This window comes from Exiguobacterium sp. s34, from assembly GCF_018617435.1.
GTDB classification, from domain to species: Bacteria; Bacillota; Bacilli; order Exiguobacteriales; family Exiguobacteriaceae; genus Exiguobacterium; species Exiguobacterium aestuarii.
Window position 1 is genome coordinate 607,912 of the sequence record NZ_JACSKE010000001.1, and the last position, 25,844, is coordinate 633,755.

Below are 25,844 nucleotides of genomic sequence, written 5' to 3' on the forward strand. Positions count from 1 at the left end.
AGACATGTGAAAGGGTGGATCATGATGAAGACCATTGCCGGAGGATTACTGTTATTTGGCTTGTTCAGTTTAACGATGTCGTTCACGATGATTGGGGATACCGCTGTCGTCGGGGCGATGGTGAGCGGGGTCGCACTATTGTGTAGTGTCGGACTGTTTTTCGGAGCAACTGAGCTTGCCCGAGTACGTAGCGACCTGTTTCACGACAAAAAAACGTCTTTCCCATCTGAATGAGGGAAAGACGTTTTTGATTCAGTCTTCTTCGTATTCATCTAATAAATCGTCGACATCATATTCTTCAAAGTCATCTTCGTCGATAAAAATATCGCGATCATTCACGACGTGAATCGGTCCATTGGCCACATCGATTCGAATCGTCCACGCCCAAGGAATGCGTAACCGGTTATATACCCCTGTCCAAAACTCCATTGACTCTTGCTCAAACCGTTCAAATTCTGTCAGGAGTTCTTTAAACGAAACACCTGATAGCTGGAAGTTTGAGTCCTGAAGTCGTTGAAGCGCATGGTGTTTCGCTTCTAATTCGGCCGCCCGAACCATTTCTTCAGCGGTTGCCATCTCGAGGATTGTTCCGTCTGGCGGGAGAATATCGTATACGTTGAACAATTCGCCTTCTTCTACTTCTACATCGTCAAACTCATAGTCATCGTGCCGCATACTACATTCCTCCTTACGCAATTTGAATCCCCTCTATTGTACCACTCTCTACCCGATTCCCCCTAAAGATTCGTGCATATATTTTATTTTGTACGGGAAAGAGTCTTAGAGTGAGAACATCCATAGGAAAAGAGGTTATGCAGATGAATGAGTCATTCCAAGCACTCGTGCTCGACCAGCACGATGAACACCTTCATGCCGAAGTGAAAGAAGTAAAAGCTGACGTGCTTCCAAAAGAAGAGGATGGGAACGTCTTGGTGGAAGTTCACTACTCCGCATTGAATTATAAAGACGCACTCGGATTAACGTCATCAGGTAAAATCGTGAGCCATTACCCGTTCATTCCAGGTTGTGAATTCGTAGGCACCGTCGTCGAATCGGACCATCTCGACATCAAAGTCGGCGATGAGGTCATCGCCACTGGTTTCGGAATCGGAGAGCGTCATTTCGGCGGTTTCAGTCAATACGCCCAAGTGCCTGGTAACTGGCTCGTCAAATTACCAAAAGGGATGAATATGAGGGACGCCATCGCAATCGGAACGCCAGGACTCACCGCCATGTTGTCCATTGACGCACTCGAGCATGCCGGTGTTCGTCCGGGTGAAGAAGTGCTTGTCACAGGCGCGACGGGTGGAGTTGGGAGCTTCGCCATCACGTTGCTTCGCCGTCTTGGCTATCACGTCGTCGCCTCTACTGGTAAAACAGATTCACCTTACTTACGTTCACTCGGTGTCGAGACCATCATCGACCGAAGCGAATTAGAAGGACCGGTTCGTCCACTGGCGAAACAACGTTTTGATGCCGCCATCGATTCGGTCGGCGGGAATACCCTCGCCAACATTTTAAGCCAAACACGTTACGAGGGTGCGGTCGCCGCATGCGGTCTCGTCGGAGGAGCAGATTTACCGACGAGCGTCTATCCGTTCATCCTACGCGGGGTGAAACTGATTGGAATCGATTCGGTCATGCAGCCGATGACACGCCGTACGAACGCATGGGAACGCCTTGAAGAACTCATCGATCCGAAAGTGTTGAACGACATGATCCATGAGATTCCGTTACACGATGTCCCACGTCACGCAGAGGCGATGATGCGCGGCGAGTTGAGCGGTCGCACCGTTGTCCGTTTACGCTAACCACATCAAAAGAGGCTGAATCGCTCTGGCGATTCAGCCTCTTTTTCTCTCTATTCTCCATGGTGTGGAATTAGATGGTAAAGCCGGCCGGTGCATCTTTCACAACGACGAGCACTTTTCCTTGATCTAACTTTTCTTCTAAACGTTCCGATTCGTCTTTCGTGAAGCCAAGTTCCTGGAACTCTGCGCGAAGTTCGTCCCCCTTTTTCCGGAACACGTTTTTAGCGGCTGTCCCCAAGCCGACATCGCTTGCCGAAACCGTGTTCGCATCCGCATTGTCTGCAACGCGCTTACTCCGGTCATCGTCATGTGTGATGACGTAAATGTTCGACTCATCTACCCCATTTGATTTCATTGATTGAACGGCGGTAACGACTTCTTCATCATTTGTAAATTCTTTGTACAAAACTGACATGTCTATTTTCCTCCTTCAATTCTACTACACTAGTATGTATTACCTTCCTTGATGCTCTTCACACATTAAAAAACGATGACAAACGTCATCGTTTTGTTAAACGGCAGGTTCCTGCCCTTTTTGTTTTTTCAATTCTTCCAATAGAATAGTTGATTCATTGAATGGAATCGAATGTCGACCGATTCGCTCGACGTGGTCATGTCCTTTACCGACGACAACGACTCGCTTCCCTTTTAATGCTTGCATCGCGGCATGGCGAAGCGCATCTTCTCTCGCTTCAAACGTCACGTAATTCACGTTCGGCTGAAGTCCTTTTACTAAATCATCAACGATTTGTTTCGGGTTCTCCATACGGACGTCATGTACGGTGACGATGATCTCGTTCGAATATTGACTCGCGATGCGCCCCATATCTTGACGCTTCGTCGGGTCCCGGTCTCCTGCCGCACTTAAGACGACGACGAGAGACCCATCGTCTTGTTGTAACGTGGACAAACACTTCTCTAAACCGTCTGGGGTGTGGGCATAATCGATATAGATTTCGGCATCCTCTGTGTCGAGGCGCTCAAGACGTCCTTTTGGTAACGTCAGTCCTGGTACATTCAAGACAATCTTTCGAAGCGCCATATCAGAAGTCGAGACGAGTCCAATCGCTGCTGCCAAATTCGCCGCATTGAACGAACCCATAAATCGCACGGGTACTTCTAGCTTAAATTCTTTCATATGAACAAGAACCGTATCCTCTCGCCAAATGACTTGAATATCGGCTTCTACTTCTTCTCTCGTGCTATACATAATGGCTCGGCGCGTCGGTGCAAACTCAGCCATCACTCGGCTAGCCTGGTCTTCCGCATTTAACACGATCGCATCACCATTCGTCACTTCTACCTGTTCAAACAATCGCGCCTTCGCCCGGGCATATTCATCCATCGAACGATGGTAGTCTAAATGATCATGCGTCAAGTTTGTAAAGGCGGCTGCATGAAAATGGATTCCGGCCACGCGGCCTTCCATCAACGCATGTGATGACACTTCAAGCACACAATCCGTGACACCAGCATCGACCATATCCGCTAAAATACGATGTAAGACGACGGCTTCCGGAGTCGTATTGGCCGTTTCAATCGTCTGATTAAGAAAACGAGCGCCAATCGTACTGACGATTCCGGCGCGTTGTCCTGAAAGACGTAATAAATCGTATGTCAGTGTCGCTGTTGTTGTTTTTCCATTCGTTCCTGTCACACCATATATGCGCATCCGATGAGACGGATGGTCATAAAAAACACTCGCAACCGCTCCTGCCGTCTGCTTCGTATCGGCAACAACCACATTCGGTACATCGAGATCGAGTGGATATTCTGAGATGACCGCACTCGCACCATTGGCCACGGCGTCTTCCGCAAACTTGTGTCCATCGACCGTGTAGCCGCGAATGCAAATAAAGACATTCCCTGAACTGACCTTCCTGGAGTCTGTTTCGACTCCGGTCACCCATGGATCAAGCTTCATGTCATCCATCTCATTTTGTAAAATGGCGGATAAACGTTTCGTTCTCATGCTGTGTACGTCCTTTCTCATGGGTGTCGCTAGGTGTATAAACCTTATCGTCATGTTACTAGATTTTAACGGCAATTGAGATGACAAATATATTACTTCCCGTTTTCAATGAAAAGCAATCACTTCACGAAAAAAACCTAGACGTCACTTTCACGTACTAGGTTCCTCTTCTTTGAATGCGAGATGATGTTTGGTTAACTCCATTTGTAGGATGTTGATGGCATTCGGTCCGATTCCGTGCCAATTTTCCACCTCATGACGCGTATAGTGACACAGTCGATTTAAGGACTCGATTCCTTTTGACGCCAGAGCTCTTCGGGCTGGTGCAGCTAATTTCGGTAAGGCAATCATCCAATCTCCACCTTCCGCTTTCTCACTCGTTCGTTGATAGGAAGACAGGCAAGAACTTGTTCGATTCGAAACGTTCGTCTAGCCCGTTTATTCAAATCCCACGCCACGACATGTTCCCCTTGCATTTTAATCAATTTGACCCGCCGTTTTGAAAACGCCCCATGTCGATCCACATATACCATCTCCGTGACCAGACCCGAACGCATCCATCGTAACAATTCTTCTCTCATCCTGCTTTCCCCTCCTTTAACTCCATTATACAGAACATTTGTTCTTGTTTCTATGGATAAGCTGTTCGCTTACTCAAATTTCGATTATGATGAAGGAAATTCAACAAGAAAGGAAAGAAGACCATGACCTATGTTTTGTTACTGATTTTAGCGGTCTTTTTATTCGGCGCGATGATTTTCGCCGCACTCGCGTTACCGAACCTTCGCAATATTCTATTCAACCGTGGCAGTTTGTTTAATCAACAGAGTGAGACCGTCACTTGTCCGAAGTGCAAAACGTCGTTTAAACGTGCTCCAGGAGATGCACAGACTTGTCCGAATTGCTATCACACGTTTTGAATGGGTAAGTAGTTGCATATTCGTTTGCCGTTTTTCACATCCTTTTGTTTGAATGACCTCAAATTAGTGAAATAAGAAAAAGGATGCTTTATCCAAGTAAAGTTCCTTATTCTTTTTTACTGTTGAATCCTCATTCCATGCGAAAGGAGTTGCATATGCTTCCTACACTCGACGAGCGCCTGATCGATCAAATCTGTTTAAAGAATCGACAAGCCTTAGAACATTTATATGCTCGCTATGAAAATCTACTCTATCGATACGCGCTCCATTTAAATCATCATCCCGCGACTGCTGAGGCGGCTTTAACCGACTTATTTTGTCGCGTCTGGCAACAACGCCTCAACTTCGAACCTCATACAGAAACAGTGCGTGCAACCCTTATGCGTTCGTTAGAACAAATTTTGCATCATATGAAAGAAGAAACATCCGTTTCTAGCACATCTAAAATACCTTCCGCATAAGATTTTGTTGTCACCTTTGAATACATTCGTTTTGCTTGTTCGGTTGCATTGTTCACTAAATATCCGTTCCCCACATGTTTCAACATGCCAATGTCGTTCCCACTGTCACCAAAAGCGTACGTATCTTCTCGTAAAAAGGAAGCAGTGGCGTATACATATTCTAGGCTTGATACTTTCCCCGCATGCTTCGGATAAAAATCGACATCGAATGCATCAGCAGGGTCACCCGCTTTCGGATTGCATCGACTAATATTGACAGCAATGCCCTCTTCATCAGCTAGCACTTGGACGCCTTCTCTCCATTTCCATTGTTGATGACGTATGTAATAACTCCGAATCCAAGGACTTGTCCCATTCCCTGGCTGTTCTTCCAGACCGATCCTCATTTGTTCGACTTGTGACACGATACGTTCCACTCGAGACACAAAATCGCTCGGGAACGACTGTTGATACATCCTATCTTCAACAAACGTCCCGTCCGAACCGATTCGATAGAGCTCCGTCCCAAGACTCGAAGCAATTCGATGTGGCCAAAAGCGAAGATTCGCCCGTTTTACTTTTTCATGTAATGACGCCAGAGAGCTTCCTGTCACCCACATTGTCGAAAATTTGGAGGAATGTCGCTCTAGAAAATCTTCAAGACGACGCACGGATGCCAATTGAGCTGGCGTACATGCATGAGGAAAATAAGTCTCATCAAAGTCAAAACAAATGAGTATGTTTCCTTCATTCGTAAATCGCTTCATCGTATCGTCTCCTTATCGTTTTCTCTTTCTCCTATAGTACAATGAAACAGAGGAGGCATCTTATGATTCAACGTATCTTTCAAGTATATTGCCAAGTGAGTAGCCTGATTACAGGATTTTTCATTGTTTTCGCTTTTCTACTCGGCATTCGATCCTATTTCTTTTGGATAACGGTCAGTTCTCCCTTGATTGCTATCGGATTGATGCTCGTGACAGCGGTAGGACTGAGCGCCATCACCTATACCTTTTTAGAGAAATTACGATTGTTCATTTATACGAGACTTCCAAGCCAATCATCAACATGTTCAATAAATAGTCACACAAAATAGTCATCCATTTTTCTATTTTGTCCGTTAGATCAATACAAGGGACATCCCTTCTGCGCAAAGGAGTATGTTATGACTGACTTAGAATTATACGAGCGTGTCCGACAAAAGGACAAAGAAGCGCTCGAAATATTGTATGATCGGTATGAGCGAATTTTATACGCCTTTGTTCTACAGCTGACAAAGGATCGCGATTTAGCCGAAGAAGCCATGCAAGAAGTATTTATCAAGTTGTGGCGCGGCGGTGGCGTCTATGATGACTCGAAAGGCAAATTCAGGTCTTGGCTCTTTACGATGAGCCGCCACGTGGCCATCGACTTGATTCGAAAGCGTAAACCTGATTTACAATTAGATGAATCTTACGCCGAGGCTATCCCTTCTGACTCACCATCCGTTGAAAAAGAAGTGGAATGGCAAGAAGAACGCGCTCAAATCGAGACGGCCATGGCGACACTTCCGGCCGAACAACAGCAAGTCGTCCGACTCATGTACTTCCAAGGGTTAAGTCAGCAAAAGATCGCTGACGCGTGTGGCATCCCGCTTGGTACAGTGAAAGGAAGGATTAGACTGGCGCTGAAGCAACTGAGGAAACAGTTATCCCATGAATTCATCGGAAAGGAGGTAGAACAATGAACGCATGCGACCAATTGATTGACTATTTCAACCAACATCTATCAGAAGATGAGCGAGCGAAATTTGAACAACATCTGGCTTCGTGCAAAGACTGTCAAGAAGAGCTCGAACAACTCGAAGCACTCGTCGGTGGCGTCGCGTTCTTGTCTACTCCGATTGAACCACCCCGAGGCATGAAAGCACGTGTCCTCGATCGTGTATTCGAAGAAGAAGACAATGAACCTGTGACATCTGATTCCGTTCCACCTGTCACACCTTTCAAAACAAAACGAGAACGGAAAGTACCTGTCTGGGGAATGGTCACACTCGCGGCAGCGCTCCTTCTCTCTTTAATTGGAAACGGGTATTTGCTCACTAATCAACCCGATTCACCTGGCATCGCACTGACTGAAACGATTCGATTGGAGGGTGAATCTGAAGGGACTGCTTATCTTGCAGAACAAGATGGTACGACTCAATTGATTGTCCAAACAAACGGTTTATCCTCGCTCGACGACAATGAAGTGTATCAAGTGTGGCTGTTAAAAGATAACGCCCCAATCCCGACCGGTGCTTTTGTCACAGACGATAAAGGCAACGGAACGGTTATCTATACGCTCGACTCGGATGAAGTCGACGTCGACTGGGATACGGTCGCCGTCACGAAAGAACCGAATCGCGGCAATGAGACACCACAAGGTGAAATCGTCTTAAGTGCGAGTTTATAATTCCCTAACCGGACGCATCTGCCGTCCGGTTTTTTTGTTATGATGAACCAAAGGAGTGAATAGGATGCAAAAACCTAAAATCGGGATCGTCGGACTCGGAAACATTGCCCAAAAAGCGTATATACCGATCCTCGCGAACCACCCACGTATTGACGTGATCGGTGCCTTTTCTCCGAATAAATCGAAACGGGAAAAGATTTGCCAAACGTATCGGATGACCTCGTTCGATACGCTAAGTGAACTCGCCTCATCGGTCGATGCGGCCTTCGTACATAGTTCGACTGAAACCCATTATGACGTCGTCTCGTATTTACTAGAGCGCGGCATCGACGTGTATGTCGATAAGCCACTCGCCGCAACATTGGATGAGGCGGAACAACTCGTCGAGCAAGCCGAACGGCTCGGTCGCAAGTTGATGGTCGGATTCAATCGACGCTTCGCCCCGATGTACAAACGTCTCCAACAGGAGTCACCTGCGCATATGATTGATGTGGTGAAACATCGAGAGGACGGCATCGGTCCTCATGATGCGACGTTCACGCTACTTGACGACTATCTACATGTCGTCGATACGTTACGCTTCCTCGCCGGAAACGAGCTTCGACTTGTTTCTGGTCAAGTCGAGGTCAATGCCAAACAGGAACTCCGCTTCGCCCGCCACGTTTGGCAAGATGAGCATGGGATGCACACGACATCGATGCATCGCTCGGCCAGCGCGAACCATGAGCACGTCTCCATCGTTCGTGACGGAGAGCGATTGTCTGTGGATGAGATGATCTCGTTACATCGCTTCAAAGATGGACGACATGAAGTCGAAACATTTGGATCGTGGGACACGACACTCACCCAGCGAGGATTCCAAGGGGCAATCGACCACTTCCTTTCTGCGCTCATCGATGATACGCCGATTCAAACAGACGGTCGTGTCGCCCTCGAGACACAGCGACTTGTCACAAATCTAATCAAATAGAGGAGGGCTACATATGGATTTCTTTTTCTACATTATGGTCATGGTGATCGTCGTTTCGTCGGTCGGTGCCAACACGATTATTAAAACGAGAGAAGCCCGTGTCGAAGAACGTCGTTTGAAAATTGAGGAAGAGAAACTTGCCATCCAACGTCTCCAACTCGAAATGAAACGCGAACAAGACAAGCTCGAGCATCGCGGTTTTTAATCAAAAACGGTCGCCCTCTCAACATGAGGGCGACCGTTTCGTGGTCAAAGATTTCATTCTGAAACCGACAACTGTTGTCGTCGTTCCGCGAGCGTCGACCACGTCACGGCCGTCATGATACAACCGGCACCAATAAAGAAATTCAGATGAAGCGTCTCATTCAAGATGAGCCATCCGAGCGTCCCTCCGACCAATGGTTGAAAGAAGAAAAAGAGTGACCCGACACTCGCATCCATCAACTCAAGTCCTTTGTTCCAAAAGAAGAACGCCCCTGCCGTCGATACGATACCGATATACAGGACACTGAGCCAAAGAACACCATTCAATTCCGGAAAGCCGTTTTGCATGACCTCCATACTCATCAAAGGGGTCATCAACAACCAGGCGACTCCAATCGCAAACGTCGTGAGCGTCAACGTCGATAAAGTCTGTGTTCCGATTTTTACATAGATAGACATGAGCGCCCACGTCACGGCGGCTAATACGAGTATAAAACTACCTAAGCGATACGTCCCTTCCCCTTCCCAACCAACCACAATGAGAACACCGACCGTCGCCAGTCCGAGCGCCCCGATTTTGACTGGGGTCAATCGTTCCTTCAACAAAATTCGAGCGAATAAGACCATGAACGCCGGCGTCGCTGCGGTCACGAGAGATCCGGTATGCGCATCCGATAGCTTCGTCCCGATAAATTGAAACGAAATCGAGGCGACATACCCGATGACACCGACGAGTCCGATCCATTTCCAATCCGTCCGCCGAATCGATTCCCGTCCAAACCGAAGCCAGACAACGAATAACACGGTAAATGCGACCGCATATCGTAACCAGACGAACGTGAACGGTTCGATATAGGCGAGCGCATACTTACTGACCACATACATCCCGCCCCATATACTCGCCGCAAGTGTTAAACTGAGTGCCCCTAACCATTCTTTCCTCATGCTCTCGTCCCCCTCAATGGCGACTATATACGACGTCATCGCTTCGATTTCCTCTATTTTCGTTGTCAGCTGTATGAAAAACGCTTACAATCAAGACATAGATAAATGGAAAGGAGGGAGAAAGGTGAAATTTGTCGGACGTACGCATTGGACAACTGAACATTTGTACATTTTGCGTGCGATTTTTCACGATGTCGCTTAATCAAGGGACCCGTCTGTCCTTTTTTAGACATTGCTGAATATACGACAAAGCGCCTCTCTCTCTAAACCGAGCGCTTCTTTGCGCTCGGTTTTTTTGATAGGCCCTAACTTAGGAGGAACCTATTATGTTGATTGATCTTCAACACATTCAAAAACAATATGGCGGTCACGCCGTTCTCACAGATGCGAATTTATTGATAAACGAACATGAACGAGTCGGGCTCGTCGGCAGAAACGGAAGTGGCAAAACGACGCTGTTACGCATGATTGTCGGCTCTGAAGAGCATGATGCCGGCACAATTTACCGTCGGCAGCGACTCTCCATCGGCTATTTAGTCCAACTTCCCGACTATCCCGGTCATAGCGGACGCGACGTGCTCCTTACTGCCTTCGAGGGCGTGCTTCGTCTTCGCGAGAAGATGTCTCGTCTCGAGCAGGAGATGGCGACGTCTGAACAACTCGAACGTCTTCTCGAATCGTATGGTACCGTCCAAGCACAATTCGAACATGCGGGCGGATACGTCTACGAATCAAAAATCAGTGCGATGATCGACGGGCTAAAGCTGACCTCATTCGTGGACCAACCGTTCGATACGTTGAGCGGTGGGGAACGAACGAAAATCGGTCTCGCCTTGGCGCTTCTTCAAGAGCCGGAGCTACTCATTTTAGATGAACCAACGAACCATTTGGATTTAGAAGCGATGACGTGGCTCGAATCCTATTTACAGGATTACGCCTCTGCGCTCCTCATCGTCTCTCATGACCGAGTCTTCTTAGATGCGGTTGCTACGCGAATCGTCGAATGTGAAGACGGGGAATTGACGAGTTATCCTGGCAATTTTACGGATTTCGTCGCACAAAAAGAAAAACAGCTACTCGACCAGTTCCATGCGTATACCGAGCAACAAAAGAAGATTAAAAAGATGAAAGAAACGATTCGGCAATTGCGCCAATGGGCCAACGAAGGTCATCCACCGAACGAAAAATTTTATCGTCGCGCCAAATCGATGGAAAAGGCACTCGAACGGATTGAACGAATCAAGAAACCACAACTCGAAGCCGACCAACCGAACATCCACTTCACGACGAACGGTCGGACCGGACGTGACGTCTTCGAAGTGAGTGATGTGACACTCGTCTATGACCGTCCCTTATTTGAAGACGTGCACTTTTATACAGGGCATGGGGAACGTGTCGCCATCGTCGGACCGAACGGGAGTGGGAAATCTTCACTTTTGAAGATGTTACTCGGTGAAGTCATGCCGCAAACCGGAACCGTAAGGCGCGCCGACCAAGCCAAAATCGGTTATTTGTCGCAACATATCACGTTCGATGAATCACATCGGTTGATCGAAGCATTCCGAGACCGGATTGCAGTCGATGAAGGAAAAGCGAGACACCTCCTCGCCCAGTTTTTGTTCTACGGACCGAGCGTGTTTAAACCTGTCTCAAATTTGAGCGGTGGTGAGAAGATGCGACTTATGCTCGCCATCCTCGTCCATGAAGAAATCAATGTCCTCGTCCTAGACGAGCCGACGAACCACCTCGATATCGAATCGAGAGAGGCGCTTGAAGAAGCGCTCGAACGATTCCCTGGAACGGTCGTCACCGTCTCCCACGATCGTTACTTCTTAAATAAGCTGTTCCCGATCACGTATTGGCTTGACGGGACGACGACACGATTTGAAGGCAACGTCGCCTATGCCCTCGAAAAACGGGGACAAGAACCAAAAGAGGAATCGAAAGCGGAACCCGTCAAACCATCCAAATCAGTGAAGCAGACGACATCTGCTTCATCTAAAATGAACGAAGAAGCTCATTTGACTCAATTAGAGGCGGAACATCAGGCATTGCTTGAGCAGATGAACGAATTGAACGACCTTGATGAGTTGATGGTGCTACAGCAACAAGTCGATGCACTGCAAATAGAAATCGATGACGTGATGACACGTTTACTCGAATCCCTATAAAGAGAAGCGGCACCCAATCAAGGGCGCCGCTTCTTTTGCTCGAATCGAGTCTGTATGAGATAGCCGATGACCGCGATGGCCATCAGCCCGATCGGGAGGAGACGGTAAAGACCTTCCATCGTTCCCGTCGTCAATAGAATCATTCCACTAAGGAACGTCCCGAACCAATATAGCTTTGGCATGTCATCCCTCCATCGATTGCATTCCTCCCATAGGATACCACAAGAAAAGCGCCCTCACTCGGCGCTTTTCTTGATTCTCTAGTCCCCGGACTTTCATCCAACCAAGCCCCGCTCGATTGACCGTCCCATCTATGATTTGGTTCGACTAGAGATGTCCAAGCCAGCGTGACGCATCATTCGAATCGGTTCGTTGTCTATTGGCTCACTAGTCGTCTTCCATCAAACGAAATGAAATCGAACAAGTGACTCGTAGACCGTTTTGATTGAATGGGCACGGCAGGACTTGGCACCTATGATGTCCACTTCTGACGCGGATCATGTGGAATTCCTTATACAAACAGTCTGTCTGGTATGCTTGCTCGGATGGCAAGCAGAGGCCGACGCATCATCGTTTGGAATACACGATTCACGTTCACATGGACTTTCCCATCCGCCTTCTGCCATCAGCTACAGGTGACGAAAGTGCCTACCCGTTCCCCGACTCATTTCAGAAAGTGAATGGTTACATGTATACAATATCCGTTTTAGGCGTGGTTCAACCCTCGTTCACGATTTCTCCATAATCCTGTTTACACATAATGCGTCAGGGCGTAAGCGACCCCGTCCTCTTCCACATCTTTTGTAATATGTGTGCTCAAATCTTTTAGCGGGTCCACAGCATTCCCCATCGCAATCCTCGTCTCTGCCACTTCAAACATCGACACATCGTTCAAATTGTCTCCGATTGCGACGACATCACGCATCGAAATCTGATAATGTTCCGCTAGCTGTTTTAATGCTGCCCCTTTACTCGCATGTGGGTGTCCAATCTCAATTTTCGTCCACCCCGCCGTCGTAATTAAAATATCGTTCCGTGGTTCATAGATTTTACGCAAGCGATGTAGCTTTTGGCGATCGAACGAGTAGACAAACACCTTATACACCTCATCTCGTGCAAAATCGATGTCTTCCATCGAATCCATATACGTCAGACCAAATTGCTCATTTTGAATCTCAATCTCACGTTCTGCCCATTCACGGGTGAACGATTGATCATGCGGCAATACTTCATCAAGTTCCCGCTTTAGTAAGTCGCTTCCCGAACGGAGCACCTTCACACCCGCATTTGTATAAAATTCGACGTACGCATCGTCCGCCTTCGCAATCTCCCATAACTCATCTACAACTGTTCGGTCCATTGCATGATAGTAAATTCGCTCGTTCTCATAAAAGCCGATTGCTCCGTTACCTGACAAAATCGGACAGACGAGGTCACTTCGCTTCAATAGCTCCTCGATATCATGGATGGAGCGTCCTGAACAAATCGCGACGATATCGCCACCCTCTTGCCGACGACGAATCGCTTCTTGGTTCGCCTCTGTAATCACACCGGTGCGCGATAACAGCGTCCCATCTAAATCAATGGCAATCAATTTCATAGCATTCCCTCCTCTTTGTTTCTTTTCCCGATTCAACTCCACAAAACACGATTAAACGCGCTTCCTGTTTGCAATGTGGAGATTAGGGAACCGTTTATTAGTGCTACATAATTTTTTTTTGGAAGGAGACATCTATGAAAGATTCTACACAAAAGCCACGTTTGAATCGCGTCTTTTACATCTCAGCAAGTTTAATCGCCTTACTCGTTCTATTCGGAGCCATCGCTCCAACGACATTCGCTTCGATCGCAGGATCCATTTTCAACTTTACGACTCGCTCATTCGGTTGGTTTTATTTACTATCCGTCTTCTTGTTTGTGCTCTTTTTAATCTTTTTAGCGTTCAGTAAATACGGAAAAATCCGTCTTGGAAAGGATGACGATCGTCCACAATATCCGTTCTTCACCTGGATCGGCATGTTATTCTCCGCTGGATTCGGTGTCGGACTCGTCTTTTGGGGTGTTGCCGAGCCGATGAGTCATTTCTTTACGCCACCGTACGCGGATACGGAAGCACTGACGGTTGAGGGAGCACGTCTTGCGATGGCTTATTCGTTCTTCCATTGGGGTGTCAGTCAATGGTCCGTCTTTGCGATTGTCGGACTGATCATCGCCTACTTCCAGTTCCGTCGTAATGCGGATGGACTCATCTCGACTAGCCTCTCACCGCTTATCAAAGAACGACCGTACAAACAACCATTGAACCAGACGATTGATATTTTAGCGGTCATCGCCACTGTCATGGGTGTCGCGACGTCACTTGGTTTAGGTGTTCTTCAAATCAACGGTGGCCTAAACAGTGTGTTCGGGCTCCCAAACACCGCTTGGATGCAAGTCGCCATCATCGTCGTCTTGACTGCTCTCTTTTTAACATCGACGACGACTGGGCTCGATCGTGGCATCAAATGGTTGAGTAATATCAATTTAGGGACCGCCCTCGTCTTGATGGTCTTTGTCTTCTTTGCCGGTCCAACCATCTTCATTTTAGAAACCCTCACCCTTGGGCTAGGTGACTACTTACAAAATTTCATTCGCTATAGTCTTCGGTTACAACCATATCAGCAAGGGACATGGGTACAGGATTGGACCATCTTTTACTGGGCATGGGCCATCGCCTGGTCACCGTTCGTCGGAGCGTTCGTCGCACGTGTCTCACGAGGACGGACCATCCGTGAATTCATCGTCGGTGTCCTCATCGTTCCTCCGTTCATCGCACTCTTATGGATTGCCGTATTCGGCGGCACTGCCCTACATCTAGATTTATTCGAAGGGACGTCGATTGCCGAAGCCGTCAATGCGGATGTGACGAGCGCTTTGTTTGTGACGTTTGCCGAGCTCCCGTTCAGTTTCATCCTGTCCGTCTTGTCGATTCTATTAATTTTGACGTTCTTAATCACGTCGGCCGATTCCGCCACCTACATTATCAGTAGTATGACGACAAACGGAAGTCTAAACCCTCCCCTCCCTGTTCGAATCGCCTGGGGTGTTCTATTAGGAGGAATCGCTGCCGTCCTATTGATTGCGAGTGGCTTAGAAGGACTTCAAACTGCGTCGTTGATTTCTGCCTTGCCCTTTACGATTATTCTTCTCTTGATGGTCTTCACACTATTCAAGTTACTCCGACAAGAGAATGTACGAAAAATAAAGTAAGGCGCATTCTTCACCGCTCAAGATCATGCTTGAGCGGTTTTTGTTTGAGTCGTCGCCACCTCGTTGTTTATTGACTTCCTTATGTCCGATTGCTACGATTTTGACAACGTACACAGCTTTAAAAGGGGGAAAATGGGGACATGAAAGATTTCACACGTGCTTACGCACAACAACTAGACAAACAAGACCCGCTCGCATCGTATCGGAAAGAGTTTTATTTACCGGAAGACGGGATTTATATGGATGGGAATTCACTCGGTCTCTTATCAAAACGAGCCGAGCGCACACTCCTTGAATCGCTTGCAGACTGGAAAGAATTCGGGATTGACGGTTGGATGTCGGGGCGTCACCCTTGGTTCAACTTGTCCGAAGAGTTGGCCGAACTGAATGCGCCGCTCATCGGTGGAAAGCCGGAAGAAGTTATGGTCACCGGTTCGACGACGGTGAACTTGCATCAACTCGTCGCCTCTTTCTTTAAGCCAGAAGGCAAGCGTACGAAGATTTTGGCAGACGCCCTCACCTTCCCGTCTGATATTTATGCTTTGAAGAGTCAGCTCGAACTACGCGGGCTCGACCCATCAGAACATCTCGTTCAAGTGGACAGTCCGGACGGGCGCTTCTTAGTAGAGGACGATTTGATTGCCGCAATGACCGACGAGATTGCGCTCATCGTGTTACCGACCGTCCTGTATCGGAGTGGTCAAATTTTAGATATGCCTCGCCTAGCGAAAGCGGCACACGAACGCGATATTTTAATTGGATTCGATGCTTGTCACTCCGTCGGCGCCATCCCTCACGACTTCCATGAATGGGGTGTCGACTTCGCTTACTGGTGCAACTACAAACATTTGAACGGTGGTCCAGGAACGGTAGGCGGTTTATTCGTACATGAACGTCACTTCGGCACGGCACCGGGACTCGCTGGATGGTTCGGTTCACGCAAAGACAAACAGTTTGATATGGACCATACGATGACACCGGCTGAGCATGCCGGTGCATTCCAAATCGGGACGCCACACGTCATGAGTCTCGCTCCGCAACTTGGCGCCCTCGAGATGTTTAATGAGGTCGGAATGGAAGCGATTCGTCAAAAATCGCTCGCACTCACGACGTATATGATGGATTTGATCGAAGACATGCTGGCACCACACGGATTCTTTATCGGCAGCCCGACGGACACACGTCAACGCGGTGCCCATTTGAGCCTTGAGCACCCAGAGGCGGCACGCATCTGTAAAGCATTGAAGAAACATCATATCATCCCAGATTTCCGGGCACCGAATATCATCCGTCTCGCACCGGTCGCACTGTATAACACGTTCACCGATGTGTATGACGTGATTGTAACGTTGAAGAAAATCATGGATGACAAAGAATATGAGGCGTTCGAGAACGTCCGTGAAGTGGTCGCATAAGGGGGAACCGACATGAGTGAACGTATGGAACATAAAGTGGAAAAAACGATTCAAACCGACTTCTCAAAAGACATGTCGTACGGTGACTACCTTCAGCTCGACCCAATTTTGTCGAGTCAGCATCGTCTTTCCGACCACCATGATGAGATGTTGTTTATCATCATCCATCAGACGAGTGAGTTATGGATGAAGCTCATCTTGCATGAATTGACGGCGGCCACGACCGCTATCACGAACGGGGAACTCGAGCGCTCATTCAAGATGCTCGCCCGTGTCTCGAAGATTCAGCAGCAACTGATCCAATCATGGGGCGTCCTTGCGACGTTGACTCCGGCAGAGTATTTGGAGTTCCGGGACGAGCTCGGCTCTTCATCCGGTTTTCAGTCCTACCAGAACCGACAAATCGAATTTGCGCTCGGTTTTAAAAACGCGCGCACACTCAGTGTTTATGCGCATGATGAAAAGCTGTATCCACTGCTCGAAGGCTCGCTTCAAGCCCCTAGCATTTATGATGTGACCGTCCGTGAAATGCATCGCCGTGGTCTGTCGATTGATGCGAGCGTGCTCGAACGAGATGTCACACAGGATTGGGAATGGAACGAGAGTGTCGAGAAGGCGTGGGTCGAGGTCTATCGAGACGTCGAGACGTATTGGGACTTATATGAGCTAGGTGAAAAGCTACTCGATATCGGTAGCCAGCAACAGATGTGGCGCTTCAACCATATGAGTACTGTGGAACGAATCATCGGACAGAAAATGGGGACAGGCGGTTCGTCTGGCGTGAACTACTTACGCCGCGTGCTTGACCATCGTTTCTTCCCTGAGCTTTGGACGGTCCGGACATCACTATAAGAGGAGCTGAACGAAATGACATGGATTGATGTATCACAACCGCTTCATGCCGACGTGACGACATGGCCGGGAGACACGAAGTTTTCGTACGAGATTGCTTGGCCGATGGCACAGAGCGGTTCGGTCAATGTCGGGAAAGTGACGATGAGTTTACACGTCGGAACACATATCGATGCACCTTTCCACTTCGATGATCACGGAAAACGCGTCATCGACCTCGACCCTTCCCTCTATATTGGTCCGGCACGCGTCATTCATCTGCCGCATAAGTCTAAAATTGAAGCTTCTGACTTGGACGGTCATGACTTGACCGGGGTCGAACGTCTCATTTTGAAGACAGATGGTTGGCCAGATAAACGCGTCTTTCCAGAGACGATTCCTGAACTGACGCCGTCTCTTGCCGATCGCCTCGGGGAACTAGGGATTTTCTTGATTGGACTCGATTTGCCATCCGTTGATGCGATTGACAGCAAAGAGATGAGCGCCCATCATGCGTTAGCACGAAATGGCGTCCATATATTAGAAGGGCTCGTCCTAGACGACATCTTGCCGGGAGATTATGACTTGAACGCCGTCCCTCTCCCGATTGTCGAAGGCGACGGAAGCCCCGTTCGCGCACTGCTTCGCCCTATGTGAACGAGTTTTTGGACTGGTACGAAAAAGTGATTGCAGTATGTCTAAAAAGACGTTGATTCTCTTTACGTTTCGAGAATTAGCGTCTTTTTGTTGTACAGAAAATCATTTGAAATTCTGGATTTGTATTGAAGTTCATCAGATTCGTATAAGACGCCATACTTTTTTCTAAATTATAATATGAATAAATAAATGTCATTTTGAAAATATTTTATAAAAAGAAATGTTATAGGACTTTTAAAAGGAGGATTTATATGAAAAAAATAGTTTTCATTACAGGTGCGTCAAGTGGTATTGGGAAGGCGACGGCGAAGCGTTTCAAGGCTGAAGGTTGGAATGTAGTGGCTACAATGAGAAACACACAAGATGGCACCGACCTTGAAGGAGATGGTGTTCTTGTCACAAAGCTTGACTTACTTGATTCAGAATCAATTAAGCGTGCAGTTAAAGAAACAGTAGAACATTTTGGAAAAATAGATGTTTTGATTAACAACGCAGGTTATGGCGCTTATGGTCCTCTAGAGGCTACACCGATGGATGTATTAAGAAGACAATTTGATGTAAATCTATTTGGATTAGCTGAAGTCATTAAAGAAGTACTACCTATCATGCGAGAACACAAAGATGGAACAATAGTAAACGTATCATCCATCGGAGGACGAATGGCATTCCCTTTTGGTTCTCTATACCATGGTTCAAAATGGGCTGTCGAGGGACTTTCCGAGGCATTACATTTTGAAGTACGCCTTTTTGGTGTTCGGGTCAAACTCATTGAACCAGGTGGAGTGAATACAGATTTTAGCGGAAGATCTTTTGTTTTTTCAAATGATGAAAGTCTAGAGGAATATCAACCACTTGTAGAGTCATTCATAGAAGCAATGTCCAATATGGATACTTCTAGAAACCAAAACCCTCAAGAGGTAGCGGATGTTATTTGGGAAGCAGCAACAGATGGTAGCGACCAGTTGCGCTATATATCCGGAAATGATGCGAGAGCAACATTGGGAAATCGATACTCAAGTGAAACAGATGAGCAATTTGTAGAGTATATGAGAAAATCATACGGTTTATAATCAAGGAGGAGTCGCAATGGCAACAGTTGTAAAGAAAGCGCTAGGAATTGCCCCAACTAAAGAAAAAAATGGTCGAGGATTTATTCCTTCACCACTCGGAATACTGTTAGGTGTGGATAAAAAAAGTGGCTACACGCATAACAAACGTGTTGCCGGGAAATACAAAGGGAATAAAAAAATATTAGTGCTCTGTACGGAAGAACGCTACTTCAAGATGGAAAACGGTTCTTTATTTTCTACTGGAAATAACGTTCAAGAGACTGCGGTTCCATTGATGCATTTAACGAATGCAGGATTTGATTTTGATGTAGTGACGCCAACAGGTTCATCGGCAGTTCTAGAACAATGGTCGATCCCACGAAAAGATCATGCAGTTCTCGCATTTATGAGAGAAAAGAATTCGAAATTTGATCAACCACTCTCACTTCAAGATATGGTTGGTCGCGGAGACTTAAATGATGACTCCCCCTATGTAGCGCTCTTTTTACCGGGTGGTCATGGTTCGATGGTTGGTTTACCAACGAATGAACATGTTGGGAAACTCATACGTTGGATTCATCAATCTGACCGTTATATGGTCACTGTTTGCCACGGTCCGGCTGCACTCTTGGCTGCATCAGTAAATACGAGTGATCCTCACCCATACAGAGGTTATAAGATGGCTATTTTCCCAGACAGTGTTGACAGACAATCACCTTCATTAGGATATTTGCCTGGAAAACTACCTTGGTATCAAGGTGAAAAACTTTCTGAACAAGGTTTGAGTTTTATTAATAAAAAAGTTGAAGGCGCAGTACATGTTGATCGAAAACTCTACTCCGGGGATAGTCCTAGAGCATGTGATCAACTTGGAAAATTAGTAGCTGATACTTTACTAAAGGAACTGGCACAATAATAAATATGGGTAGTCTCCATGTTAAAAATCGTTTGAATTGAATTTTAAGAAAAAATAAATCATATCAGGAGAATGATTATGAATACTGTTAGGATCGAATCAATAAGTAAAATGCATAAGCTTCTTGGACTAGCTCCGCCTAAACATCCTCATATTAGTATTTTCAATTGGGAGGATGTTCAACCTCAAGAAGGTGCAAATGAAAAGAATGATGGACTAGCAGTTTTTGATTTTTATATGGTAAGTGTAAAAGATTTCCCTTGCGGACAGTTGAAATATGGCAGAAACACTTACGATTTTAGTGAAGGGTCAATGATGTTCGTCGGACCCAACCAAGCTATGAGTAGTACTGATGATACAACCTCTTCCGGATGGGCGTTGATCTTTCATCCAGAACTGATACGTCACAGTAAACTAGCAAAAAAAATGTCTGAGTATACCTTTTTCCACTACAATGTTCATGAAGCTCTCCATTTATCCGAAAAAGAAAAAAGTATCATCAGTGCATTAGTTGACCAAATTCGAGAAGAATATTCAAGTAATATTGATGTATTCACGAAAGAAGTCATTGTGTCACAGCTAGAGCTACTGTTCAATTATTCCCAAAGATTTTATAGTCGACAATTTATTACTAGGACAGCTCACAATAGTGATCTTGTATCAATGTTTGAAGCTCACCTCATAGATTGGTTTGATTCCGGGAAAGCTAGCGATCTAGGTCTTCCAACTGTAAAACAATGTGCTGATAAAATAGGGATGTCCCCTGATTACCTGTCTGATATGTTGAAGCAAGAAACAGGGAAAAGTGCACAAGAACATATTCATTATATGTTAATCGATAGAGCCAAAAACGAGCTTCTTAGTACGTCACATTCTGTTAGTGAAATTGCCTACACACTAGGTTTTGAATATCCGCAGTACTTCAGTAAACTCTTTAAAAACAAAACAGGAATGACCCCTTCTCAATATCGTTCAATTTGATGGAAGAGTTTTCATCAATCTATTAACTCCATGTCGTAAAGAGATAGTCGGAATCGGCTGTCTCTTTTTTGATTAGACAGGGATAGTCCGACGTTTGGCGAAATAGATGACATACGTTATGAAAGGAGGCAGATCGGGCTTGCAACGCATCTTATCCACTCTACGAAACGGTCTGCATACGTACCGTTACGATCTCATCGCATTGACGATTATGATGTTATGCATATTCGTCTATGCGTACCCGCTGTTTTCCCCGGGAATGGTCGTCTTTAGCGATATTGCTTTCGGTCTATCGTCTGACCGTTATATCGAAGAGATTTTTGGTGCCTGGAATGAGCGATGGAGCACGACGACATTGTTGAACGTTCCTCGACTCGTCTTTATCGCGCCTCTTTATGGACTGAGTCTATTGTTTGGTGCATCTGGACCGTTTTTGATCAAATCATTCATTTTATCGTTGCTTGTTATGTCGGCGCTCAGCATGTATGCGCTCGTCAAACGACTCCATTCGATTTATATCACGAAACATTTTCAATTGATGACGCTCATGACATTCACGCTCGCCGGTTTATTTTATGCGTTGAACCCATGGATCATCACACGTATCCAACACATTTACCTTTTATGCGGGTATGCGTTATTCCCGTTCGCACTCCTACTCTTCTTCAACTTGTTCGACCCGAAATTCCGCCGTCAGTTGGATCCAGACTTCTCGTTCGACAAACGACTCTCCCCAAGAATCTGGATTGATGCCATCGGATTGTCTGTGACGTTCATGTTCATGTCGGCCGGGATTCATTACTTTTTCTTCTCAGCCATTTATATGGGGATCATGCTCGGGCTCATCGTGCTCAAAACGCTTTGGACCGAACGGAAGACGTTGCCGTTCAAATCTTATATTTTCTACTATGTCCGACTCATCACGGCAGTCGGATTCGTGTTCATCTTGTTCAACGGCTACTGGTTCTTTATGTATGTCGGTTCCATTCTATTCGGAGCACAGGCATCCCAACATAATATTAACGTCACCGAGACGTTGATGTTGTTCAGTCGCAACTCGTCCATCGAGAACGTACTCTATACAATCAGTTACTGGTGGCCGATGTTTGACTTGCATACACTACCGTTGACGTTTTGGGTAGCGGGTGGTGTCTTGCTCTTCTTCATCGCAATCGGTTTTCTCGGTAGCTATAAACGACCGATTCACTTGTTCTTCGGCTTACTCGGTGTCGGTCTGATCATCTTTGCGACCGGGACATATGAATGGGTAGCAACTGCATTCGTCGCGCTCGTCACGTACACACCGTTGATTGGTCCGATGTTCCGTGACCCAAATAAACTTGTCGGGCTGTTGATTGTCAGTTACAGTCTACTGCTCGCACTTGGGATTGGAATTGTCGATGCCAGACAGTCCAAGGCAATTCCCCGACCGCTCTATCGCGGCATCCTTTTCATCGGCAGCTTTGTCGCATTGACACTCTTTATTCATCCGTATCGTACCGTCTATATGGAAGGATTTTATAAGCCTGTCAATGTGCCTGAAGAATATGCGACCGTCCAAGATGAGGTCGAAGGGAAATGGCTTCAGTTCCCTGTTGCCGATGAGATGACGCAGCCGATCACCGGCGTTGCGACACCGAGATGGAATCAAAACCCCGCACTCGGTGAGTCGGTCAAACCGACTGGGGACTTCCATGTGTATAGTTCTCTCGAAAACACGGTTTTCCATCACGAAGGATCGACGCCTGCGATTCGCTATCTGTTTTCGCTCCTTCAGTATCTCCTCGACACAGGACGTTCAGACGAGGCGAGCAACTTAATCAAAGTGTTCGGTGTCAACCAGTTCGCGTATCGAGATGAATATTTAGGGATGGAGGAACGTCAACAGTTCAACTTAGAGATGCTTGCCTCACAACGTGACTTACTCCGGACAAAACAAGTCGGACTGTTCACCTTATTCGATGTCGTCGCCCCGCTCACCGACCGGACCGTGCCCCAGCTCATCGTGACGCCTTACGGAATCGATCGATCCATCACATATGGAACACTGCCTGGATATGAGCAAGGGAAGCAATCGATTCTATTCACGACACAGCGACATAGCGACGACTTTGAGTGGATTCGTCCAGGTGACACGATTGAGATGATTGAGCAAAAAGATATGCTCCTCAGCCAGGTTCCGGACGACTATTACTGGAAGCCGTTCGAAGCGATTGATTCCGCCAACCCGTTTCTCACGTGGGGCAAGACTCTTTTCGCGAACAGTGACTGGCGTTGGTATCAACAGACGCAAGGCGTGAAAGACCCTGCGTTCGACCTTGATTTCGGAGACGGCGTCGGATTATCTTTCGCTTCTGCCCGCATCGATGCCCCACCGTACGAGCTCGACGACTTACCGACAAAGCAAGTCGCTTCATTCAATTCGATGCTTGAGGATGAGACGTTTTTTAAAGCGGATAATCCGGATATCGTCGACCTGTCCCCAAATCCATTGTCTTCGACGAACGATTTACCACTTCTACAAGCGGAGGTCGCAAAAGGAGACCCGAACTATATTTGGCAAGTCGCGAAGTCCGGTCTGTTGCCGGCACTCCCGAATAACGCGTATCGGTTCGATATTGTCGCATCAGGTCGAGGCGTCGACCGCTTGCACGTCAAAGTTCGCTTCTTTGACGCGTCCGGAGAAGAAATCGACCAAACCTACGTCGTGGCACCAAGAGATTCCGGAAATTTAGACGGGATTCACCTTCGCGGGGAATACGTGACACCACGAGCGGCCGAGACGATGCGCATCGACTTATTGAGTTATCAAAAACCAGAACGAAAGACGTATTGGTGGATTCACGATGTACAAATCGAGAGCTTCGAGTCGCATATGGTCCCGAATACGTTCTCCATCACAAAAGAGACACCGCCGGGTCGCTATATCGGATTCGCTCGTGTCTTGATGAATCAGAGTGGCGGACAGCTTGATGTCACCATCAACGATGACAAGCAAATCGTCGAAACGACTCGGCAAACGGGCGCACGTCTTGAATGGGTACCGCTCGGGATACATGATGTCGGTACGGAAGAGACGACCATCACCGTTGAGAATACAGTCGGTTTTAACGCGATTCAAAATATCGTCTTCTTGCCCGAAGACGAATGGACATCTTTACAGCAATCTCTCGAAAACGTACTAGCGCCAACGAATACGTTCATGGTGCTCGAAGGAGAACAAGACTTTGATTATAGCGGCACAATCCAATCCGAGCGTAACTATCCGTCGCTCAGTTTCGGGAAAGGTGTCTCACTCACGTCCGGCACATTGTCTCGTACGATTGATGTGGCAGAACCCGGTAATTATCGATTCCATATCAATCTGACACCGCCTGTGTCGACAGATGGGACGGTCCGCTTGCGTCTCCTTCAGGACGAAGATGTCGTCCAAGAAGAAACAATCGATGTCACAGCGATGCGGCAACTGCCTGATGTAAAAACCGAGATCGGGTCGAAGACGGTCACATATGATTCCTTGCGTCGTGATTTCCCGTACAAACTTCAGGAACTCGACGGCGTCCACCCGACTATGAAACGTTGGACACCGAATACATTTGAGATGGAACCGGGATCGTACACGCTCGAACTAGCTGTGGAAAGTCGCGTGCCGTCACGAATCGAGCTGGAGGATTTACGAAAGTTCGACCCGAACGAGATTGTGGTGACTGAACCACTTGCGACACCCGAGGCTGCCGCCACGTGTGCGACTTGTGTGTCTATTACAGACGATATGTTCGAATCGACAGTAGAAGACGATACGTTTATCGCATCCTACGAACCGACTTGTTCTTGTGACTGGTACATCTTCGCATCGGAACAAATCGAAGCACTCCCAGACCGAGAATATTTGGTTGCTTTTGACGCACGAAGCGAACAGATTCGAAATCGTCACGTGAAGATGTACTATCTCGACGAGGAACGTCGCGTGATTGGGACTGACTTTATCAGCGAAGTGGAAGAATATCGTAAATCGACATGGAACCACTATGAACAGATTTTGATTCCGCCAGAAGGAACCGCCTCGATGCAGCTTCATATTTGGGCAAGAGGAAATATTGAAAATGCCGGGAGACTCGAGATGAAAAACTTGAATGTCGTCCGCTACGATTACCTTCTCCTGACCGATCAAGTGACCGTCGAAGAAGTGACGGAACGTCCACTACTCGCAAATACAGAAGCAGAATCCCTCGATGTGACACGAAGCGTCATGAAACGGACGGTCTCTCACGAGGATTCGCTCGGTCGCTTCACGTTAAACGACTCCCCCTCCCCGCTGTTTGAACTCTTGACAGATGGGGGGGCGCAGCGTGGTGAAGTCGCATTGAACGGCGTGACACAACTGTACATGTCTTCTGAAAGTGACGTACAGGTGAACGCTGTCTTACGTCTCGTGTACTTCGCAGGTATGATTCTCCTGTTACTCGCCACACCGCTTTCGTTCCTCTTCTATTGGAACGCGCGACAAGAAGAGCCGTTCCTTCGTCGGATGCGACATCGATTCAAGAAAGGATGACGCATGATGATTCGGACTCTAGCGCTCACGACGTTGATAGGCTGTATGATGATTCTTAGTGCTTGTACGATTGATGATGAAAAAAGTGTGATTGAAGACCGGGAAGGATACACACTATTGATTGCTCCGTCCGACCAAGACCCTGAAGAACAGTATGCGCTACAAGAGGTGATACTCACGTCTTCGACGATTGTTGACGGCAAAAAGAATCACCTTGATGCACTGCACGTCGGAGACGTCATCACGATCGACTATGCCGAGACAGATTCTTCGATTGCCGAATCGATTACACACAAATGAGTACAAACAAAGCCCACGTCCAATA

General features: G+C 47.2%; 26 protein-coding genes. 17 read left to right on the forward strand and 9 right to left on the reverse strand.

Going from position 1 to position 25,844, the window contains the following annotated elements:
- The first annotated feature begins 24 nt into the window (after positions 1-24).
- On the forward strand, positions 25-234 hold the full coding sequence (locus KNO87_RS02990) for a hypothetical protein (RefSeq protein ID WP_214786019.1): 210 nt from the start codon (positions 25-27) through the stop codon (positions 232-234).
- A gap of 18 nt (positions 235-252) precedes the next feature.
- Here the strand turns inward: KNO87_RS02990 and KNO87_RS02995 are convergent, their stop codons facing one another.
- Entirely contained in the window at positions 253-675 is a 423-nt protein-coding gene (locus KNO87_RS02995; protein WP_214786017.1) for a hypothetical protein, read from the reverse strand.
- 143 nt (positions 676-818) lie between these two features.
- Here KNO87_RS02995 and KNO87_RS03000 point away from each other — a divergent pair, with 143 nt between their 5' ends.
- A complete protein-coding gene (locus tag KNO87_RS03000) occupies positions 819-1,811 on the forward strand; it encodes an MDR family oxidoreductase (RefSeq protein ID WP_214792590.1) in 993 nt (330 codons plus the stop codon).
- A gap of 70 nt (positions 1,812-1,881) precedes the next feature.
- On the opposite strand, the gene KNO87_RS03005 is transcribed toward KNO87_RS03000, so the two are convergent.
- From KNO87_RS03005 to KNO87_RS03020, 4 genes are all read right to left on the reverse strand, one after another.
- Positions 1,882-2,226, reverse strand: coding sequence for a YflT domain-containing protein (locus tag KNO87_RS03005; protein ID WP_214792587.1), 345 nt, complete (start codon positions 2,224-2,226; stop codon positions 1,882-1,884).
- Positions 2,227-2,322: 96 nt separating this feature from the next.
- Positions 2,323-3,783 carry a UDP-N-acetylmuramoyl-L-alanyl-D-glutamate--2,6-diaminopimelate ligase gene (locus tag KNO87_RS03010; protein ID WP_214792584.1) on the reverse strand — a complete coding sequence of 487 codons (1,461 nt, stop codon included), beginning with the start codon at positions 3,781-3,783 and terminating at the stop codon, positions 2,323-2,325.
- 150 nt (positions 3,784-3,933) lie between these two features.
- Complete coding sequence (locus KNO87_RS03015; RefSeq protein ID WP_214792582.1) at positions 3,934-4,134, reverse strand: hypothetical protein; 201 nt, start codon at positions 4,132-4,134, stop codon at positions 3,934-3,936.
- Positions 4,131-4,364: a hypothetical protein gene (locus KNO87_RS03020; RefSeq protein ID WP_214786009.1), complete on the reverse strand. Its 234-nt coding sequence runs from the start codon at positions 4,362-4,364 to the stop codon at positions 4,131-4,133. The genes KNO87_RS03015 and KNO87_RS03020 overlap by 4 nt, the downstream gene beginning before the upstream one ends.
- Positions 4,365-4,487: 123 nt before the next feature.
- On the opposite strand from KNO87_RS03020, the gene KNO87_RS03025 reads away from it, so the two are divergent.
- Positions 4,488-4,703 (forward strand): zinc ribbon domain-containing protein, encoded by a 216-nt coding sequence (locus KNO87_RS03025; protein WP_214786007.1) that lies wholly within the window; start codon positions 4,488-4,490, stop codon positions 4,701-4,703.
- Between the two features lie 406 nt (positions 4,704-5,109).
- Here the strand turns inward: KNO87_RS03025 and KNO87_RS03035 are convergent, their stop codons facing one another.
- Entirely contained in the window at positions 5,110-5,910 is an 801-nt protein-coding gene (locus tag KNO87_RS03035) for an HAD family hydrolase (RefSeq protein ID WP_214792576.1), read from the reverse strand.
- Positions 5,911-6,308: 398 nt separating this feature from the next.
- On the opposite strand from KNO87_RS03035, the gene KNO87_RS03040 reads away from it, so the two are divergent.
- The 4 genes from KNO87_RS03040 (at position 6,309) to KNO87_RS03055 (ending at position 8,751) form a co-directional block, all read left to right on the forward strand.
- On the forward strand, positions 6,309-6,869 hold the full coding sequence (locus tag KNO87_RS03040; protein ID WP_214694878.1) for an RNA polymerase sigma factor: 561 nt from the start codon (positions 6,309-6,311) through the stop codon (positions 6,867-6,869).
- A complete protein-coding gene (locus KNO87_RS03045; protein ID WP_214792573.1) occupies positions 6,866-7,576 on the forward strand; it encodes an anti-sigma factor in 711 nt (236 codons plus the stop codon). The genes KNO87_RS03040 and KNO87_RS03045 overlap by 4 nt, the downstream gene beginning before the upstream one ends.
- A gap of 64 nt (positions 7,577-7,640) precedes the next feature.
- Positions 7,641-8,546 carry a Gfo/Idh/MocA family protein gene (locus tag KNO87_RS03050; RefSeq protein WP_214792570.1) on the forward strand — a complete coding sequence of 302 codons (906 nt, stop codon included), beginning with the start codon at positions 7,641-7,643 and terminating at the stop codon, positions 8,544-8,546.
- A gap of 13 nt (positions 8,547-8,559) precedes the next feature.
- The gene (locus KNO87_RS03055; RefSeq protein WP_214792567.1) at positions 8,560-8,751 is read left to right on the forward strand and encodes a hypothetical protein; all 192 of its coding nucleotides are present in this window, start codon (positions 8,560-8,562) and stop codon (positions 8,749-8,751) included.
- A 53-nt stretch (positions 8,752-8,804) separates the two neighbouring features.
- On the opposite strand, the gene KNO87_RS03060 is transcribed toward KNO87_RS03055, so the two are convergent.
- Positions 8,805-9,695: a DMT family transporter gene (locus tag KNO87_RS03060; RefSeq protein ID WP_214792564.1), complete on the reverse strand. Its 891-nt coding sequence runs from the start codon at positions 9,693-9,695 to the stop codon at positions 8,805-8,807.
- Positions 9,696-10,021: 326 nt separating this feature from the next.
- Between KNO87_RS03060 and abc-f the strand changes: the two genes are divergently transcribed.
- A complete protein-coding gene (abc-f, locus tag KNO87_RS03065; protein WP_214792562.1) occupies positions 10,022-11,866 on the forward strand; it encodes a ribosomal protection-like ABC-F family protein in 1,845 nt (614 codons plus the stop codon).
- Between the two features lie 17 nt (positions 11,867-11,883).
- Here abc-f and KNO87_RS03070 read toward each other — a convergent pair whose 3' ends face one another.
- Together KNO87_RS03070 and KNO87_RS03075 are read right to left on the reverse strand one after the other, a co-directional pair.
- Entirely contained in the window at positions 11,884-12,048 is a 165-nt protein-coding gene (locus KNO87_RS03070) for a hypothetical protein (RefSeq protein ID WP_214785989.1), read from the reverse strand.
- Between the two features lie 569 nt (positions 12,049-12,617).
- The gene (locus KNO87_RS03075) at positions 12,618-13,466 is read right to left on the reverse strand and encodes a Cof-type HAD-IIB family hydrolase (RefSeq protein WP_214792559.1); all 849 of its coding nucleotides are present in this window, start codon (positions 13,464-13,466) and stop codon (positions 12,618-12,620) included.
- A 134-nt stretch (positions 13,467-13,600) separates the two neighbouring features.
- Here KNO87_RS03075 and KNO87_RS03080 point away from each other — a divergent pair, with 134 nt between their 5' ends.
- The 9 genes from KNO87_RS03080 to KNO87_RS03120 all read left to right on the forward strand — a co-directional run bounded on the left by KNO87_RS03080 (position 13,601) and on the right by KNO87_RS03120 (position 25,819).
- The gene (locus KNO87_RS03080) at positions 13,601-15,115 is read left to right on the forward strand and encodes a glycine betaine uptake BCCT transporter (protein WP_214785985.1); all 1,515 of its coding nucleotides are present in this window, start codon (positions 13,601-13,603) and stop codon (positions 15,113-15,115) included.
- A gap of 140 nt (positions 15,116-15,255) precedes the next feature.
- Positions 15,256-16,530 (forward strand): kynureninase, encoded by a 1,275-nt coding sequence (kynU, locus tag KNO87_RS03085; protein WP_214792556.1) that lies wholly within the window; start codon positions 15,256-15,258, stop codon positions 16,528-16,530.
- 12 nt (positions 16,531-16,542) lie between these two features.
- Positions 16,543-17,382, forward strand: coding sequence for a tryptophan 2,3-dioxygenase (kynA, locus tag KNO87_RS03090; protein ID WP_214792553.1), 840 nt, complete (start codon positions 16,543-16,545; stop codon positions 17,380-17,382).
- A 15-nt stretch (positions 17,383-17,397) separates the two neighbouring features.
- Entirely contained in the window at positions 17,398-18,018 is a 621-nt protein-coding gene (gene kynB / locus KNO87_RS03095) for an arylformamidase (RefSeq protein ID WP_214792549.1), read from the forward strand.
- 251 nt (positions 18,019-18,269) lie between these two features.
- Positions 18,270-19,088, forward strand: a complete 819-nt coding sequence (locus KNO87_RS03100; protein WP_214792546.1) for an SDR family oxidoreductase — start codon at positions 18,270-18,272, stop codon at positions 19,086-19,088.
- Between the two features lie 16 nt (positions 19,089-19,104).
- On the forward strand, positions 19,105-19,983 hold the full coding sequence (locus tag KNO87_RS03105) for a DJ-1/PfpI family protein (RefSeq protein ID WP_214792543.1): 879 nt from the start codon (positions 19,105-19,107) through the stop codon (positions 19,981-19,983).
- A 78-nt stretch (positions 19,984-20,061) separates the two neighbouring features.
- Positions 20,062-20,964, forward strand: a complete 903-nt coding sequence (locus KNO87_RS03110; RefSeq protein WP_214792541.1) for a helix-turn-helix domain-containing protein — start codon at positions 20,062-20,064, stop codon at positions 20,962-20,964.
- 139 nt (positions 20,965-21,103) lie between these two features.
- Positions 21,104-25,519 carry an MFS transporter gene (locus tag KNO87_RS03115; protein ID WP_214792537.1) on the forward strand — a complete coding sequence of 1,472 codons (4,416 nt, stop codon included), beginning with the start codon at positions 21,104-21,106 and terminating at the stop codon, positions 25,517-25,519.
- Between the two features lie 6 nt (positions 25,520-25,525).
- Entirely contained in the window at positions 25,526-25,819 is a 294-nt protein-coding gene (locus KNO87_RS03120) for a hypothetical protein (RefSeq protein WP_251126538.1), read from the forward strand.
- The last annotated feature ends 25 nt before the right edge of the window (positions 25,820-25,844 follow it).